Origin of the sequence: Enterococcus diestrammenae (genome assembly GCF_049384045.1) — a bacterium.
GTDB classification, from domain to species: domain Bacteria; phylum Bacillota; class Bacilli; order Lactobacillales; family Enterococcaceae; genus Enterococcus_C; species Enterococcus_C diestrammenae.
Genome location: NZ_JBMRGR010000008.1, coordinates 1 through 13271, shown reverse-complemented (window position 1 = coordinate 13271; position 13271 = coordinate 1). Strand labels below are relative to the sequence as shown.

Below are 13271 nucleotides of genomic sequence, written 5' to 3'. Positions count from 1 at the left end.
ACAATAAGTTTTGCGGAATTATCATTTGGCTGATTGGATGACTACTATGATAGAAAGCTTATCTTTCAATAAAATTATACTTCCTTTTGCTAAGAAGCCGAAATATTTAGCTTCAAATCATACCCTATGATGCTATTTAAAGAAAATAATAAAAAACACTAACGGTAGAATGATAACTAGAGAAATTTCATAGATTTTTAAAGGAAAATCATCTTTATTGGCGTAGCTTCTATTGTGAAGGTAAAAAATCCAAACTTTTAGAGGAGACTTTTTTATCATGAAACTGATTGTGACTATGAATCAAATTGGCTATTTTAAACCCGAAACGACAGCTCGGCGTTTGAAGGATTATTATTATCAAAAAGAGGGTAATCCGGTGGTTTTTCTTGGATACCTCCGTCTGATTCGCTTGCTTTCAGAGTTGACAGAACGGGTTGCCCCATTACGTTCTGAGCTCTACAGTATAGAAGTACGCGAAATATTTCTAAACACCGACTGGGAACAACAGCCGTATTTAGTCTTATTTTTACAAGAATTTCGTGAATTTTTCACCGAATCAGAATGGCATAATCTTCGGCAACGGTATCAACGCCTTTTTCCATTTTTAGAAGAGTTTGTGGCAAGATTATGGTTGGACTACATTCAATTGATGACTTTGTCTTCGATTGATTGGTGTGCTGTGCCAGATTCTCTTCACTATAATGCCTCTATCAGACGTAGTCCATAACTGTCGATACCCCGCAGTTTTAAGCTGCAAAAAAGCCAATTCCTTCAAATGGAATCGGCTTTTGCATGGTTTAATTATCGGAAATTTCGTCTGACTTTGGCAAATCAGACAACGTCCAAGTTAAGGTGCTTTGATAAGTTCCCAGATTGGTGATGGAATCTGCAATTTCTAAGGTACTGCTGTTTTCTTCATCCGTTAAGATATTAAAAGTTTCATTTGTAGTTTCTTGATCGTTCCCAAGATGGTTCAGGCGGTCACCCGTTTGAAGTTCATCGGATTTAATCTTCAGTGAAATAATTTTCGCTTGATCGATATCCTGTTGCACATTCAGGTTGAGGATTGCATTTACTGAGTCATCCTCCCCTTCCCTACTAAACGGTGTCATTGTAACATTTAAGCTCCAATTTCCACCTTCACCACCATTTCTTGAATCAGTAATCTTGATAAGACCATCCTGATTTGCCTCAGAACTATTACCAGTCTCCACCTTGAAATTTTGGATATGGTTGATACTGCCATTTCCGATAGTCCCGAGTTTGAAGGTACCAAAGTTCAAATTTGGTACAGCATCAAGGCTTAAGATTCCCTGTACAACAATCGTAAACTCTGCTGTGGTAGATTGACCATTCTTATCAGTGACAGTACCGGTTATTGTGTAGGTTCCCGGCTCCCAACCTGTGGTATCAACAGTAAACGGAATATCTTTTTGCGGTGCTAAACCTGTTAGACTGCTACTAGCATCCCCTTGAGATTCATCAGCCATTACATTTACTGGCAATTCTTTAGTGGGGTCTACTTGGTCTTTTCGCGTAAACTCTACGGTATACTCGTTCTGGTCTCCGTAAATATTCAAGGTATTTTGAGCCTTGTTTTCGCTAGACGTCACTTTATCATCAGTGAAGGTCAGTTTCAAAGTGGTTTCATTAAAATCCGGTAGGTTTTCTGCGTCGAAAATACTTCCGAAAGCTTTTTCTTTAGAAATAGGAAGTTTCAAAGTAATATCCACCCCGGCGATTAAACTACCCCAAAATGATTCAACCAATGAATTGGAATTTTCCAGTGTAATACTGCCATTTGGAACTAACATAGTCCCAGCAAAAGGAAAATCCACTTTACCAATGCCTAGACTCAAGGTATTGGTAACATTAGGGAAATTATGGATAATATGACTTCCCATTGTTTTATAAAAATCTGCTGGAAACTCATGTCCACTTTTATCGACAAAGGTCATATTACCATAATCAAAAGACCATCTTAGCTCTGTCCAATCATTCCAATTAAAGATAATAAAAGGAAGTGTCTTTTTTGAATAACTATTTCTATCTACGTTATCCAATTGAATTTTCATTGAATTATTTCCAGAAAAGTCTGATACTCCAAGTGTCTTTTTAGATAAATCAAATATTGCTACAGCATTTTCTTTGCTACCAGCAATTACCGGCACCTCTACTTGAAGCTCGCTAATATCATTATCAAGTCTCACATATTTTGCTGCTTTAATCGATGAATCAACGCTACCATTACCCACAGCGGGTCTGTCGTCAGTGAAAGATTTGTAAAAATTGCTTACCGTTTGCAATTGGGTTTTACTGCGGCTGAAGTATGTTTTTGCATCATAAAGTTCATTATTAGATTGAACCCCTAAGTTATCACGAAAATCGAGGATATCACCAATTTTATTTTGAACTGGTGTACGATCTTCTGCAGATTTAGTGTTATTAGCATCATAAGTTGTTGCAGGTATTGTACTTGATGCATCCTCAAATAGAAATCCTTGCTCTGCTTCAAAATTTTTCAAGGCGGTCAAGGACATTTTAGACTGAGTATTATTTTCTCCATAAGTGCGGCCAATCAATCCTAATGGTGCTGTTTTTATTGCGCTATCAGCTGTATAAGTATATGAAAATGGGTATCGCCAACTTGTTGGATCTGGATCCTCAGCAGTTGTTCGGTAGTAAGTTGCTGAATCAAAGTTTAAATCTAGAGAATCTGCAGCATAAGTACCATCATAGTTTGGAGCTGGCGATCGTTGACCAGTAAAATAGATTGTTCTCCCAGCAAACGCCGTAAAATGAGTCCCAATTCCTAATGGGTACGTGTCTACAACACTGTCTCGGAAATAATTCACACTCCCAACATCAACTTGTGGGCCTGGGCTTATCGTTGGATCGTAACTTTCGGAAAGGTGTGGGTTCGAATCATCCAATTTAGTGGTTTTACTATCCTTTTCAGCAGATGATTGTGTGGTAGCCTCTTCCGTTGATTCATGGGTGCTGGATTCGGTGATGAGTTCACTGGTGGATTCAGCAGTATCACTAGATTCAGTCGTGTCACTAGAATCTGTAGCGGTCGTCGTCTCACTAACATTTGAACTAGTCGATGCTTCACTACTACTTGTGGTGGATTCACTTGAACTTGTTGTCTCGCTAGTTACTTCACCGCTAGCAGTAGTACTATCTACGGTCATTTCACTAGTCGTAGTTCCTTCTGCGGTTTCTTGCGTCGATTCTTGCGTATTTTTACTGGTAGCGACAGTTTGATCTTCTGTGGAAGCCAATGTCGTAGCAGCGGTAGCAGTGAATGGATTCAGTAGCAATAAAAAACTACAAGCACCCGTCAATGTTTTTTTAAACATCAGCATTTCCTCCTAAAGATGTTTGATTTGTGATTTGCTTTTTTAAAAGAGTCAATAACAGTGCCAACATAGTTAACTCAAGCCCAATCACTAAAAGCCAAAAATTTGTAGCCGAGCCGGTTTTAGGAAAGACCTTTTCGGCAGTTGACCAAAGATTGCCAACTATTCCTTGAGATTTACCATTGTTTTCGATATTTTGTGACGTATCTTTTACAAAATGTTCGACTGGCGCTGACGGTAATACTACATTTCCCGCTGGTAACTGACTAGGTGGTGCGACGGGGTCAGCAACTATTGGTCCACCAATGATCGTCACTTCAGCAGTGCTGGTTTTCGTATCCGCATTTGTCACGGTTGGTGCTAAAATCAAAAATAGCAAAGTAATCACAAAGCAGACCTTGAAGAGCTGCATTTTTTTCATATGAATCACTCATTTCTCTTCTTCATCTGATTTGCGTTTCCGTCGGCCCAAAATAAAGGCCACAATCAATAAAATCAATAACAATAGCACAGCGATCAAAATATACAACCATGTATAATCAGGTTCAGGTAAACCTACTGCCTGCTGGTTTATCTTTTCTGCCTCTTGATTGACGATAGTAAAATCTTCCTCGAATTTCCACACTTTTTTACCCGAAGTGGCTACCATACTCAAGTGGTAATCTCCCGCTTCGATAGGATCGTTTTTCCAATCAATAGCGAAATCATAGTTAGAATTTGGCGCCATTTCCTGAGCGTCTTTTTTAGTTTCTTTTAAGACTTGTTTACTACCTTGCTTGGAAATTTTTGCATCTACTGTCATCTCGCCAAACGCTTGGGGTTGGATGTTTTGCAAATTGGCAAAAATAGCTGTATGGCCATTATCCAAACCAGGCTTGATTGCGTTTAATTTGAGTTCTGGCGATACTGCCGTTTCAGTATCCTCTATCAGACTAATACCCATTACCATGGCGTAACGGTTTTGGATACTGATGGATTGGTCACTAGCTTCAGTATCGTCAGCAGCTTTTAAGGCGTAAAACCCACCTAAAATCGTCCCAGAGAAGGGTTCTTTTGGCACGGTTAGCTGGAAGGTGACATCTTTCGTTTCGTTTGCCTTCAGCTTGACGGTTTGCGGTTTGGAAAAAAGTTCGGAAATTGTATATTGAGCTGATGAATCTTTCGGAAAATCGTAATCTGAATACTCGATGACACCACCTTTATTAGTAAACGCCGGGTTTGGCGAAACGCTTAATTCCAGTGGCACGTCTTCCAAATTTGTAAAGCGGATGCTCAACTCTTGTTGGCTGTCAGGAGTCACCTTCAAATTAAAGAAACTACTATTGTCTAGTTGATTGTCCGGGAGCAATGCCTCCATGGTAAAACCTGCACCATTTTCTGCTGCTAGGGCGGAGTTACCACCAGTAAACGCTACAAAAATCAACAGGAATCCAATAATTAGGGGGATTTTTTTCATTATGTATCTCTCCTTATATGATGACTGACCAACAATAGCTCTTCCTCTGTTGGCAAAGAATCGAGCAGCAGATGCTCGATTCTTTGGACAAAGCGTTGATATTATTTTGCTGCAGTAGTAGATGGTGTATTTGCCAAAGTCCAAGTTAGGTCGGCTTGGTACGTGCCGGCTTTAATAGTAGGATTTTTGTCGATAGTTAAAGTTGTATCCTTTGTATCTGAACTAATGGTGTAAGTATTTTCTCCCATGCCTTCGGAAGCCTCTGCCGTTACCACGCTAGATGCGTTTTCGGGTGTAACAGTAGTACTAGCAGCATCAGTTGTGACACCTTCTGCTTTTGGAGCATTCACAGTCAAAGTAACTCCTGACAATATATTTGTTGAACCAGATGTAAAATTGCCTAATCCAACACTCAGTTTCCAGCCAGTACCACTACCTCGGAAATCAGAAACACGAATTATACCTTTGTTATTTCCATCATTAGAAGCTTCACCAGTTAAATCTCCACTTGCATAAGTTAATGTTATGCCATTTGTCGCAATATCTTTTACAGAAGCTGTCCCAAAATTCATATCTGGTACAGCATCCAGTGTTAAATCTCCAGGTGTAACTTCAAATTCAGCTGTCGAATTTGCCTTACCTGTCGTCGTTTCAGTATCTCCAGTTGCCACTCTCCCATCTCCAACAACATCACCGGTTTTCAAATTTGTTGTTGCCGCTTGTACGTTACCCACACCCACCATTAGGGTCATCAATGCTGCTGCAGATAACGAGAATGTTTTAATTGTATTTTTCATCTTTTTTTCCTCCTTGCATTCTTTCAGCGTCTTCCGTGTTAGCGGTCGGCTTTTTTGAATGCTTATGTCTTTTATTTTGATATATTGCTACTGTGATAACCAAAACTAATACCACAGTCAACCCGATGGCGATGATAATCAGCCGTCGGAGGGTTGCATCTTTTAGGGTTGGTACTTGTTTGTTAATTGCTCTGGCCTGCTTTTTAGTAATCGTAAAATTTTGATTCACTTTTACTTGATTATCGCCAGAACCTAAGACACCAGTAATCGTATACCGACCATTTTCTAAAGCTTGTCCAGCTAAAGAAATAGGGTAGACAAACTTGCCATTTGGCACAAAATCTAACTGACTCAGGTCTACTTGCCAAGTTTTCTTCACTAGACCGAAGAATTTTTCATGTGTGATTGACAACTGTACATCTTGATCTAACAGGTACTTTGCTTGGGGGTTAACAATGGTTACACCCAAAGCCGGTAAGTCATTTGCAAGTTGACCTGTAAGCTTGGTGACGGCGAGATTTTCTGATATTGCTGCTTTTCCCACCAGTGTTACTGGTAACATGTAGGCTGCTTCTTCATCTTTTGTGATTAAAACAGCACCAGCCACTTCCCCTTGGGTTACTTGTTGAAAATCTAGTGATAGGGTGATGTCTTGCGTTTCGCCGGCAGCTAGCGTGAGATTTTGTGGTGGAATCAGGTCACCGAAGTTTAATGGTAGCTTTCCAGCAAATTTCTTTTTCGGCTGATAGTCAATTTCCCTGGTAGCATCCATCGTCGCTTGCGCTCCTTGAAGGACTACCGTAGCTTGTTGATTGGTAAAATTGGTCACCGATAGTTGTAACTGATGTTTTTTTCCATCTAATGGAAGAACGAGCTCAGCAGTTGTTACCCTTTGCCCATCCACCGTCAAAGGGGTAATTGTTATCTCATTTTCTTCACCGTAAACAGGATTACAAAAAATAACTAAACTAAATAACAATAAAAAACTGAAAAATAGGGAAATCCATTTTATTCTTTTGCTCACTGCTACCTTCCTTTCGCCCATTCATTATAGTGATTTTATTGACAATAGCAATAAATATGTTTAGTTATTATTAGTTATTTAACGTATTTTTTTCGAATAATATTGGTAGCGTTATTATTTATCTTTTTTTTAAAAAATAACAGGACTTTTTGATAAAAATCAGATAAATTAAAAACTTGAGTAATTTTTAATAAAATTTGCTATACTGAGAAAAAAATTACACAGAGGCGGGTATAAAATGAAAATGATTCGGAAAATTTCAATATTCATTTTTCTCCTAATTCTCTGCTTATGGACGATGTCTCCAATAGCCAATGCAGATAGTGCCGGTTACGGCGTGACCCCCTTATTACCAGATAATCAACTTACTGCTGATTCATTTTTCAATTTATTAGTAAGTCCCGACACCAGCCAAGAGCTACACATCCAGCTAACCAATCAATCCAATCAGGAAAAGAGGCTGGAGTTAACCGTTTCTACCGCATCTACTACAAAACAAGGAATAATCGACTATACTACTATACCCAAACTTAACCAAGGTTCAGCACTCGACGAATTACTGACCGTTCCCGATAAAGTAACACTGGCTGCCAACGAAACAAAGGTCATTTCACTGACATTAAAAATACCAGCAAAACCTTTTACCGGTATCCTTTTAGGGGCCATTACGATTCAAGAAGTCGATCAAATTACTGACTCAGCTACCCTAAACAATCAGTTTGCCTACCAAATCGGAGTCATGCTACGTGAATCCAAAGACTTACCTGAACATGATGTCTCCTTAAACCAGCTAACAATAAACTCTAAGCAACAATTCCAACTAACCATCAAAAACAACGGGCGCCTCGCTTCCGGAAGACTGACTGGCAAGTGGTCAGGTAAAGGTCACCCCACCTTCAATCAAGAAATACAACTTGCTCCAAATACCACCATTTCCCTTCCTTTACCTTTCAAGGAAGAAGTAGTCGCGGGTAATGGCACACTGACTGTTACTTTAAAAATCGACAATCAAAGCTTTACTTATCAACAATCGCTTTATCTGCGAAAAACAGCTGACGGAATTCAATTGATTAAACTCCCCTTTCCTACGAGTATGATGGTGGCAATAATCTTAGGTATCTTTGCTATGGTTAGCATCGCTGTCTGGTACTGGCATAAAAAGTCTTCTAGCAAAAAAACAGCAAATACTGCTAATCGATGATGGGGCATGTTCACTGTTTTCTTCTTAATAGAAAAGCAAATCTTTCGTGAGTGTTTTAGGATTAAAAACTAACTAATTACCAACAAGCAGACTAACCAAAAAATCCTCTGAGTCGTCGTGTCTCAGAGGATTCGAGTGATTCTAGTCATATCAATACCCATGTAGCAAATTCTACAACCAAGTATGGTAGCTACCCAAAAACCGGCGCCGTACAACACCCTCTTGTGGCAGCTTTTGGCTTTTTACTAATTGGCTTAGCCCTTGTCATCAAGAAGAAGTAAGTTGCTCTTCTTTTGCTAGTTGCTTGGTGGGCTTGCGCTGATTGCCCACAGCGCGACTGAGATCCACGCTATGATTGTCCACCAATAAAATCACCAACATCACATAAGCAATCCAGCTATCCCGGTGATACAAGGTGTAGCGTGGGACCCATTGGCTGGCATACTTTTCCTTGTATTCTCGTAAGCCTTGGAAAGAGTAAAAGTGGGAGCCGCCTTCGTAAACTAAGTTGGCAATTCTTTCTTGGGTAAAGCTTTTGCGAGAATGGCCAACATTGGCTAATGGCGCCATCCCCAGATCAAAATACGAAACGCCTTGTGCTTTAAAGTAATCAAAAAGATGAATCAATAAGAAATCCATACTACCAGATGGGGCTTTTTCACTATGATGACGCATCAGATCAATCGTACCTACTTCTTTTGAATAAGTAGGCATCAGATTGGCAAAGCTGACGATTTCGTGGTCTTGGTTGCGTACGACAGCAATCGGACCTCGTTGCAAGTAAGCTTCTGAAAAGAATCCTAGTGAAAAGCCTTTTTCTTTGCGTCCTTTGAGCCAACTATCAGAGATTTCTTGGAGACAAGCCATCGTTTCTGATGAAAAAGGTGGCTGCAACACATCGAAGGTATAGCCTTCTTTGGTGATTTTATTGAGAACAGCGCGAGTCCCTTTCATCTTTTTACCGGCCGTGGTAAACGTAGTCAAATCCACCAGGGCTTCTTCCCCCATCTTGATAAAATCATAACCTAATTCATGTAAGATGGTGACGGTATTGGCATCACACTCATAAAAGATTGGTTGGTAACACCATTGATCCGCCTCATCGATGAAGGCTCGGATGGCTGCTTGAAAATCTTCTTTTTTACCAACAGGATCACCCATCACGACGCATTTATTGTCATAGGTCGCAAATTGTAAAAAGACAGTCTCTTCAGTACCATCGTGGTAGATGTAAACGTCTTTGTCCCCTAAAAAGACCAGCTGGCTAGCACTATTGCCGCCATAGGTTTCCAAAATGCGTAGAATACGTGTTTCATCTACTGGTTCACCGATTTTTTGCCGGCGTCCTTGTAAAAATCGTAAAAACACCAACATAAAGCCCGCCACTACCAAAATCGCGATAAAGCCTGTCATCCATAGGCGCTCAGAAGGAAATACCATAAATGATATCGGATGATGCCGGCGATGATGAGGGAAGGCTGGCGAATTGTAGACACCAATGGCTACATAGAATAACGACAAAAAGCCGATAATCGCCCCATCAATTGTTAACCATTTCCATGAGTAAATCAGCTGCTCTCGATAAAGCTCACTGCGAGAACCAATCACCATCACCAACATCGTCGTCAAAACTACAATCGCGATAATACTCGTATCAAATAAACACGTGTAAACAATAGCCACGAATAACAACACGACAGTTGGATAAAAGGCACGCTTCACTTGAGCTGCAATCCCGCGCCCCATAATGAGCAAACTAAACCCTAATATAATATTGGGGTACTGTGCCACCAAATGGTAATGGAAAAGATTCATCCCCCGCAGCCAGCCAATTTCCCGGAAACCTTGTGGGATTGTCGCCAATAAGACGATTAATATTCCCGAAAGATACATTAAAAAGACTTCGATTTTATGGAAAATCTCCAGCATGAGATTGCCAGGAATCCCGTCATATCGCTGATTGAATCGCGTCCAAAGCTGTTTTGAAAAGAGGATTCCCCCGATCAAAAACGGAATCACATAATAAAAGAGGCGGTACAATAACAGCCATACCACGATTTGAGGCCGGGAGATCCCCAAATTTGTCAAACCGAGGATCATCATGACATCAAAGGAGCCCAACGCACCAGGAATCATCGACACAATCCCGATGATTGAGGAGGCAATCAATAAAGGCACCAAATCCCACAAGGACACTTGAATCCCCATCAGCCAGCCAATGAGACTAAAACTAACGACGACCCCCAGCCATTCCAAGAAAGAAACACCTGTCAGCTGTAGCCGGTATCTAGGTGATAAGCCACCCAAGATTCCTTTTTTCTTCAGCATCGTAAAAAGGTATACCAGGGGGAAATACAAGCCGCCACCTAGAAGCCATGGCCAGTATTGGCTGACGAAAGGACTGCTTTTGCCACTGATTACCATGCCTAAACTTAACAAACCAAAAAGCGACAGTCCCGCTTCCAAAAACAGCAAAATTTTTGACAAAGGTCCCAACACTTCTTTGGCAGATTTGCCTTTGGAATAAAACTCTGAACGTAAGCCGATACTCACCAAGCCGCCAAAACCGACCAAGTTGTTGATGGTATTGACTAGCCAACTGGTTTCTAAGATGTAGCCTTTTTTGTGTTGTAGGCCCATCATCTGGTTTAACGTAAAATCATAGCCAGTCATAGGTAAGACAGCCAGCAGCCCCACTAACGCCATCAAAAGCACTTTATAAACCGGAATATCCACAAAAATAGCAGAAAGTTGTTGCAAGGAAATGGTCTTGCCGATGGACAAGATTTCGGTAAAGACAATCACCGTTACCGCTAGTAAAAAAATTGTTTTGAATAATCGTTTATGCTTGGTAAACCATACGCCTAACTTTTTCATCTACACACCTACCGTTTACTTTGATTTATTGTCACACTCAAACTAGTTTTCTTCTGTCACTTGCAGAGGCAATAATAAGACGCGATCCATAAAATGACTAGTTAAAAAAGGCATCTTATTTTGCCGATATTTTTTAGCGCCACTTTCAAATATCACAGCCAATTGATTTTCAGCTTCATTGATACTTACTTCTTCTACGCCCCGTGGCACCTCAATGACTCCGGGATCCACGGCTCTTTTTAAGAGATCGATTTTTTCCCAACGACTAGGATCAGGCAGGCGATAAGCCATTCGTAGTTTGCCTGGACGGTGACCATTGGATTGACTGATGATCATCAAACCGGATTTTGCCAAACTTACTCCCTGCATGCGATCCCAACCAGGAGTGTAGGAGCTGATGGCCCCTTGCTGGATCAAGGATTGAATAAACGCTTTTTCGATTTCTTTTTGCTTTCCCGTCTTGAGGGCTTTGGCCAACTCTGGACTGCCGTCATCCCTGATTGTCGGAAGTCCACCAGCCTGATTTAACGGGACCGAAACGATTGAACGCTCCTCTTTATTAAACCCATACTTTGCCACAATCAACTGGTTACGATACAAAGTCAGAGAAGAGGTCCGAATGCCAATCGGCCAAATACTTTTTTGACTGATAATCGGCGCTTGCTCTGCGGCTGCCTGATAGTCGTCAATCACTGCTTGATCGAGAAAGCCAAAACCAGCTTTTTTATTCGTATCATCAGAATAAATCAGCCGTCGTCGCTCATCATCATAGGAAATTCCTCCCACGTGAGCTTTACTAGGTAAAATCAAACTTTTCACGTATTTCTTACTTTTTTTGTCAATTTGAAAAATTAAGGAATTTAACCGATGATCCCCATCGTAAACACTTATATAGTAGTGATCTTGTGACTGGGTCAATCCTTGTGGCACCCAGTCCGTGCCGAAAGCAGCTTGTTTTGTTTGATAATCAATCGACCAAGCCCCTCGCAGTCCCGGAATTACTAGAAAGCTACTTTCATCAAAGGAAATCCCCTTGTTTTCTTGATGACGATTCAACTGCTTTAGTTGGTCACGAACAACTGACTCTGCTTGTAGCGGTCGAGGATCTGCCTCCCATTTTGGCACTTGATCCGGAGTAGCCACCAAACTGGTAAAGTACTGTTGATTCCAAAGGGTTCTTCCACTGATTCCACCAACTACTAGCAACCCACTAACAAATGCCATCACCAAATAATGACGCTTTTTCATTTATGTGACTCCTCCTTTTTTGATTTGCTAAGTAATGGGCCTTTTCATTTCCAAACTAAGAAGAAGCTGCGAATCGACTACTTGTGCTGGAGACTTCTCAGACTGACCAGTAAATAAGGTAAATATAAGAACAGCAAGGTCAGCCGTTGCCAGAGCCCGCGATGTGCTACGTGGTAGGCTTTTAAAAGCGGAAGTTTGGGCGAAGAGAATAAAAGCATGGTGATACCCGCCAACACCAAAAGAGTTAACAGGACTAACCCCCAACCAGGCTTGTGTCTAAGAAAGAAGAGCCAAATCAATAGCCCGTTACCCACAAATAAAGCGATGAAACCCGCCCCCGAAGCGACATTATGAAGTATGCTTGCAAAGCCTACTTCTTCGGCTGTTTTGGCTCGGGCAAACAAGCCGGTAATGATGCAATCTCCCAGGCCGAAAAGGATCAAGCTTCCCACCAAACCTGCCGCCAGTAATGGTGAAGTGGTTTTAAACTCCTGATAAAAAGCCGGTGCCGCTGCAATAAAAAGTATCCCATTGAAAATCTCCCATATGCGAAAGGCATTCCGTGTTTCCATACCAGTTTCCCCAAAGCTAGAGATCAACATGTTTTTTTGCTGGTATCCGGGAATAAAATGTCCTAGCACAAAAGGCAAAAGCAATTCACTCCCCACCGCCAGCACTAAAAGATAAAAGCCAAATCGTTTGTATCCTACCATCCTACTCGCTTCCTTTTAACTCAACTTTTTTCTGTTTTGACCCATGCCAGTTGCTCCGATCCAAGCAAGTCTTTTCAATAATGTCTGACTAAAAATAGTGATTAATCGCCCTCCGTTTGAAATGAAACAGCAACTTTCAGAAATATCCTATCAAACTTTATTGCTTTTTGCTTTTAAAAAGTGAGCATGTGACAAATCTGTTACCGAAAATTTACCGAAGTTTTGTAATTGATTTTACGCTTGTTCGTCAACCATTGCCACCTATCTGATAACAAGCTACAGCGCCTCTCCCTCCTAACTCACAAATAACGACAACCGCGCCCCTCTCGACAAGTCTGACAGTGAGGGACACATTGCTATTAGATGATAAGAACTGCAAATCATAAGGAAACTGGCGGAGACGGTATATGTATCGCTTAGCCTTAATTTCAAAAAAGCTTATTAGACTGGGCCGACCTTTCTCAAATCAACTGAACACGAGGACTGAGTTCGATTGGACAGGAAATATTCCACAACAATCGAGTAGGAGATGAGAGATTAATTCCCTCACCGACCTCTCACACCACCGTACGTACGGTTCCGTATACGGCGGT

The 13271-nt window shown here is 41.0% G+C and carries 11 protein-coding genes; 3 read left to right on the top strand and 8 right to left on the bottom strand.

The window, feature by feature from the left end; all coding sequences use genetic code 11:
- Positions 1–277 precede the first annotated feature (277 nt).
- Complete coding sequence (locus ACO03U_RS06905) at positions 278–727, top strand: hypothetical protein (RefSeq protein WP_204687664.1); 450 nt, start codon at positions 278–280, stop codon at positions 725–727.
- 70 nt (positions 728–797) lie between these two features.
- Here the strand turns inward: ACO03U_RS06905 and ACO03U_RS06900 are convergent, their stop codons facing one another.
- From ACO03U_RS06900 to ACO03U_RS06880, 5 genes are all read right to left on the bottom strand, one after another.
- Positions 798–3362 (bottom strand): WxL domain-containing protein, encoded by a 2565-nt coding sequence (locus ACO03U_RS06900; RefSeq protein WP_204687666.1) that lies wholly within the window; start codon positions 3360–3362, stop codon positions 798–800.
- On the bottom strand, positions 3355–3783 hold the full coding sequence (locus ACO03U_RS06895; RefSeq protein WP_204687668.1) for an LPXTG cell wall anchor domain-containing protein: 429 nt from the start codon (positions 3781–3783) through the stop codon (positions 3355–3357). The genes ACO03U_RS06900 and ACO03U_RS06895 overlap by 8 nt, the downstream gene beginning before the upstream one ends.
- A gap of 9 nt (positions 3784–3792) precedes the next feature.
- Positions 3793–4818 carry a WxLIP family cell surface protein gene (locus tag ACO03U_RS06890; protein WP_204687670.1) on the bottom strand — a complete coding sequence of 342 codons (1026 nt, stop codon included), beginning with the start codon at positions 4816–4818 and terminating at the stop codon, positions 3793–3795.
- Positions 4819–4919: 101 nt separating this feature from the next.
- On the bottom strand, positions 4920–5615 hold the full coding sequence (locus ACO03U_RS06885) for a WxL domain-containing protein (RefSeq protein WP_204687672.1): 696 nt from the start codon (positions 5613–5615) through the stop codon (positions 4920–4922).
- Positions 5599–6639 (bottom strand): WxL protein host-binding domain-containing protein, encoded by a 1041-nt coding sequence (locus tag ACO03U_RS06880; protein WP_204687674.1) that lies wholly within the window; start codon positions 6637–6639, stop codon positions 5599–5601. The genes ACO03U_RS06885 and ACO03U_RS06880 overlap by 17 nt, the downstream gene beginning before the upstream one ends.
- A gap of 238 nt (positions 6640–6877) precedes the next feature.
- Here ACO03U_RS06880 and ACO03U_RS06875 point away from each other — a divergent pair, with 238 nt between their 5' ends.
- Together ACO03U_RS06875 and ACO03U_RS06870 are read left to right on the top strand one after the other, a co-directional pair.
- Positions 6878–7840 carry a DUF916 domain-containing protein gene (locus ACO03U_RS06875; protein WP_204687676.1) on the top strand — a complete coding sequence of 321 codons (963 nt, stop codon included), beginning with the start codon at positions 6878–6880 and terminating at the stop codon, positions 7838–7840.
- A gap of 224 nt (positions 7841–8064) precedes the next feature.
- Positions 8065–8121 carry a hypothetical protein gene (locus ACO03U_RS06870; RefSeq protein ID WP_423104523.1) on the top strand — a complete coding sequence of 19 codons (57 nt, stop codon included), beginning with the start codon at positions 8065–8067 and terminating at the stop codon, positions 8119–8121.
- On the opposite strand, the gene mprF is transcribed toward ACO03U_RS06870, so the two are convergent.
- The 3 genes from mprF to ACO03U_RS06855 all read right to left on the bottom strand — a co-directional run bounded on the left by mprF (position 8108) and on the right by ACO03U_RS06855 (position 12678).
- On the bottom strand, positions 8108–10717 hold the full coding sequence (gene mprF, locus ACO03U_RS06865) for a bifunctional lysylphosphatidylglycerol flippase/synthetase MprF (protein WP_204687678.1): 2610 nt from the start codon (positions 10715–10717) through the stop codon (positions 8108–8110). The genes ACO03U_RS06870 and mprF overlap by 14 nt on opposite strands.
- Positions 10718–10759: 42 nt before the next feature.
- Positions 10760–11965, bottom strand: coding sequence for a hypothetical protein (locus ACO03U_RS06860; protein WP_204687680.1), 1206 nt, complete (start codon positions 11963–11965; stop codon positions 10760–10762).
- Positions 11966–12042: 77 nt separating this feature from the next.
- Positions 12043–12678 carry a DUF998 domain-containing protein gene (locus ACO03U_RS06855; protein ID WP_204687682.1) on the bottom strand — a complete coding sequence of 212 codons (636 nt, stop codon included), beginning with the start codon at positions 12676–12678 and terminating at the stop codon, positions 12043–12045.
- Positions 12679–13271: the final 593 nt, after the last annotated feature.

What these genes read in the sequence shown, in the direction of transcription:
- ACO03U_RS06860 (WP_204687680.1), bottom strand. Translation starts at nt 11,965, where the DNA reads ATGAAAAAGCGTCATTATTTGGTGATGGCATTTGTTAGTGGGTTGCTA.
- ACO03U_RS06875 (WP_204687676.1), top strand. Translation starts at nt 6,878, where the DNA reads ATGAAAATGATTCGGAAAATTTCAATATTCATTTTTCTCCTAATTCTC.
- ACO03U_RS06905 (WP_204687664.1), top strand. Translation starts at nt 278, where the DNA reads ATGAAACTGATTGTGACTATGAATCAAATTGGCTATTTTAAACCCGAA.
- ACO03U_RS06900 (WP_204687666.1), bottom strand. Translation starts at nt 3,362, where the DNA reads ATGTTTAAAAAAACATTGACGGGTGCTTGTAGTTTTTTATTGCTACTG.
- ACO03U_RS06890 (WP_204687670.1), bottom strand. Translation starts at nt 4,818, where the DNA reads ATGAAAAAAATCCCCCTAATTATTGGATTCCTGTTGATTTTTGTAGCG.
- mprF (WP_204687678.1), bottom strand. Translation starts at nt 10,717, where the DNA reads ATGAAAAAGTTAGGCGTATGGTTTACCAAGCATAAACGATTATTCAAA.
- ACO03U_RS06885 (WP_204687672.1), bottom strand. Translation starts at nt 5,615, where the DNA reads ATGAAAAATACAATTAAAACATTCTCGTTATCTGCAGCAGCATTGATG.
- ACO03U_RS06895 (WP_204687668.1), bottom strand. Translation starts at nt 3,783, where the DNA reads ATGAAAAAAATGCAGCTCTTCAAGGTCTGCTTTGTGATTACTTTGCTA.
- ACO03U_RS06855 (WP_204687682.1), bottom strand. Translation starts at nt 12,678, where the DNA reads ATGGTAGGATACAAACGATTTGGCTTTTATCTTTTAGTGCTGGCGGTG.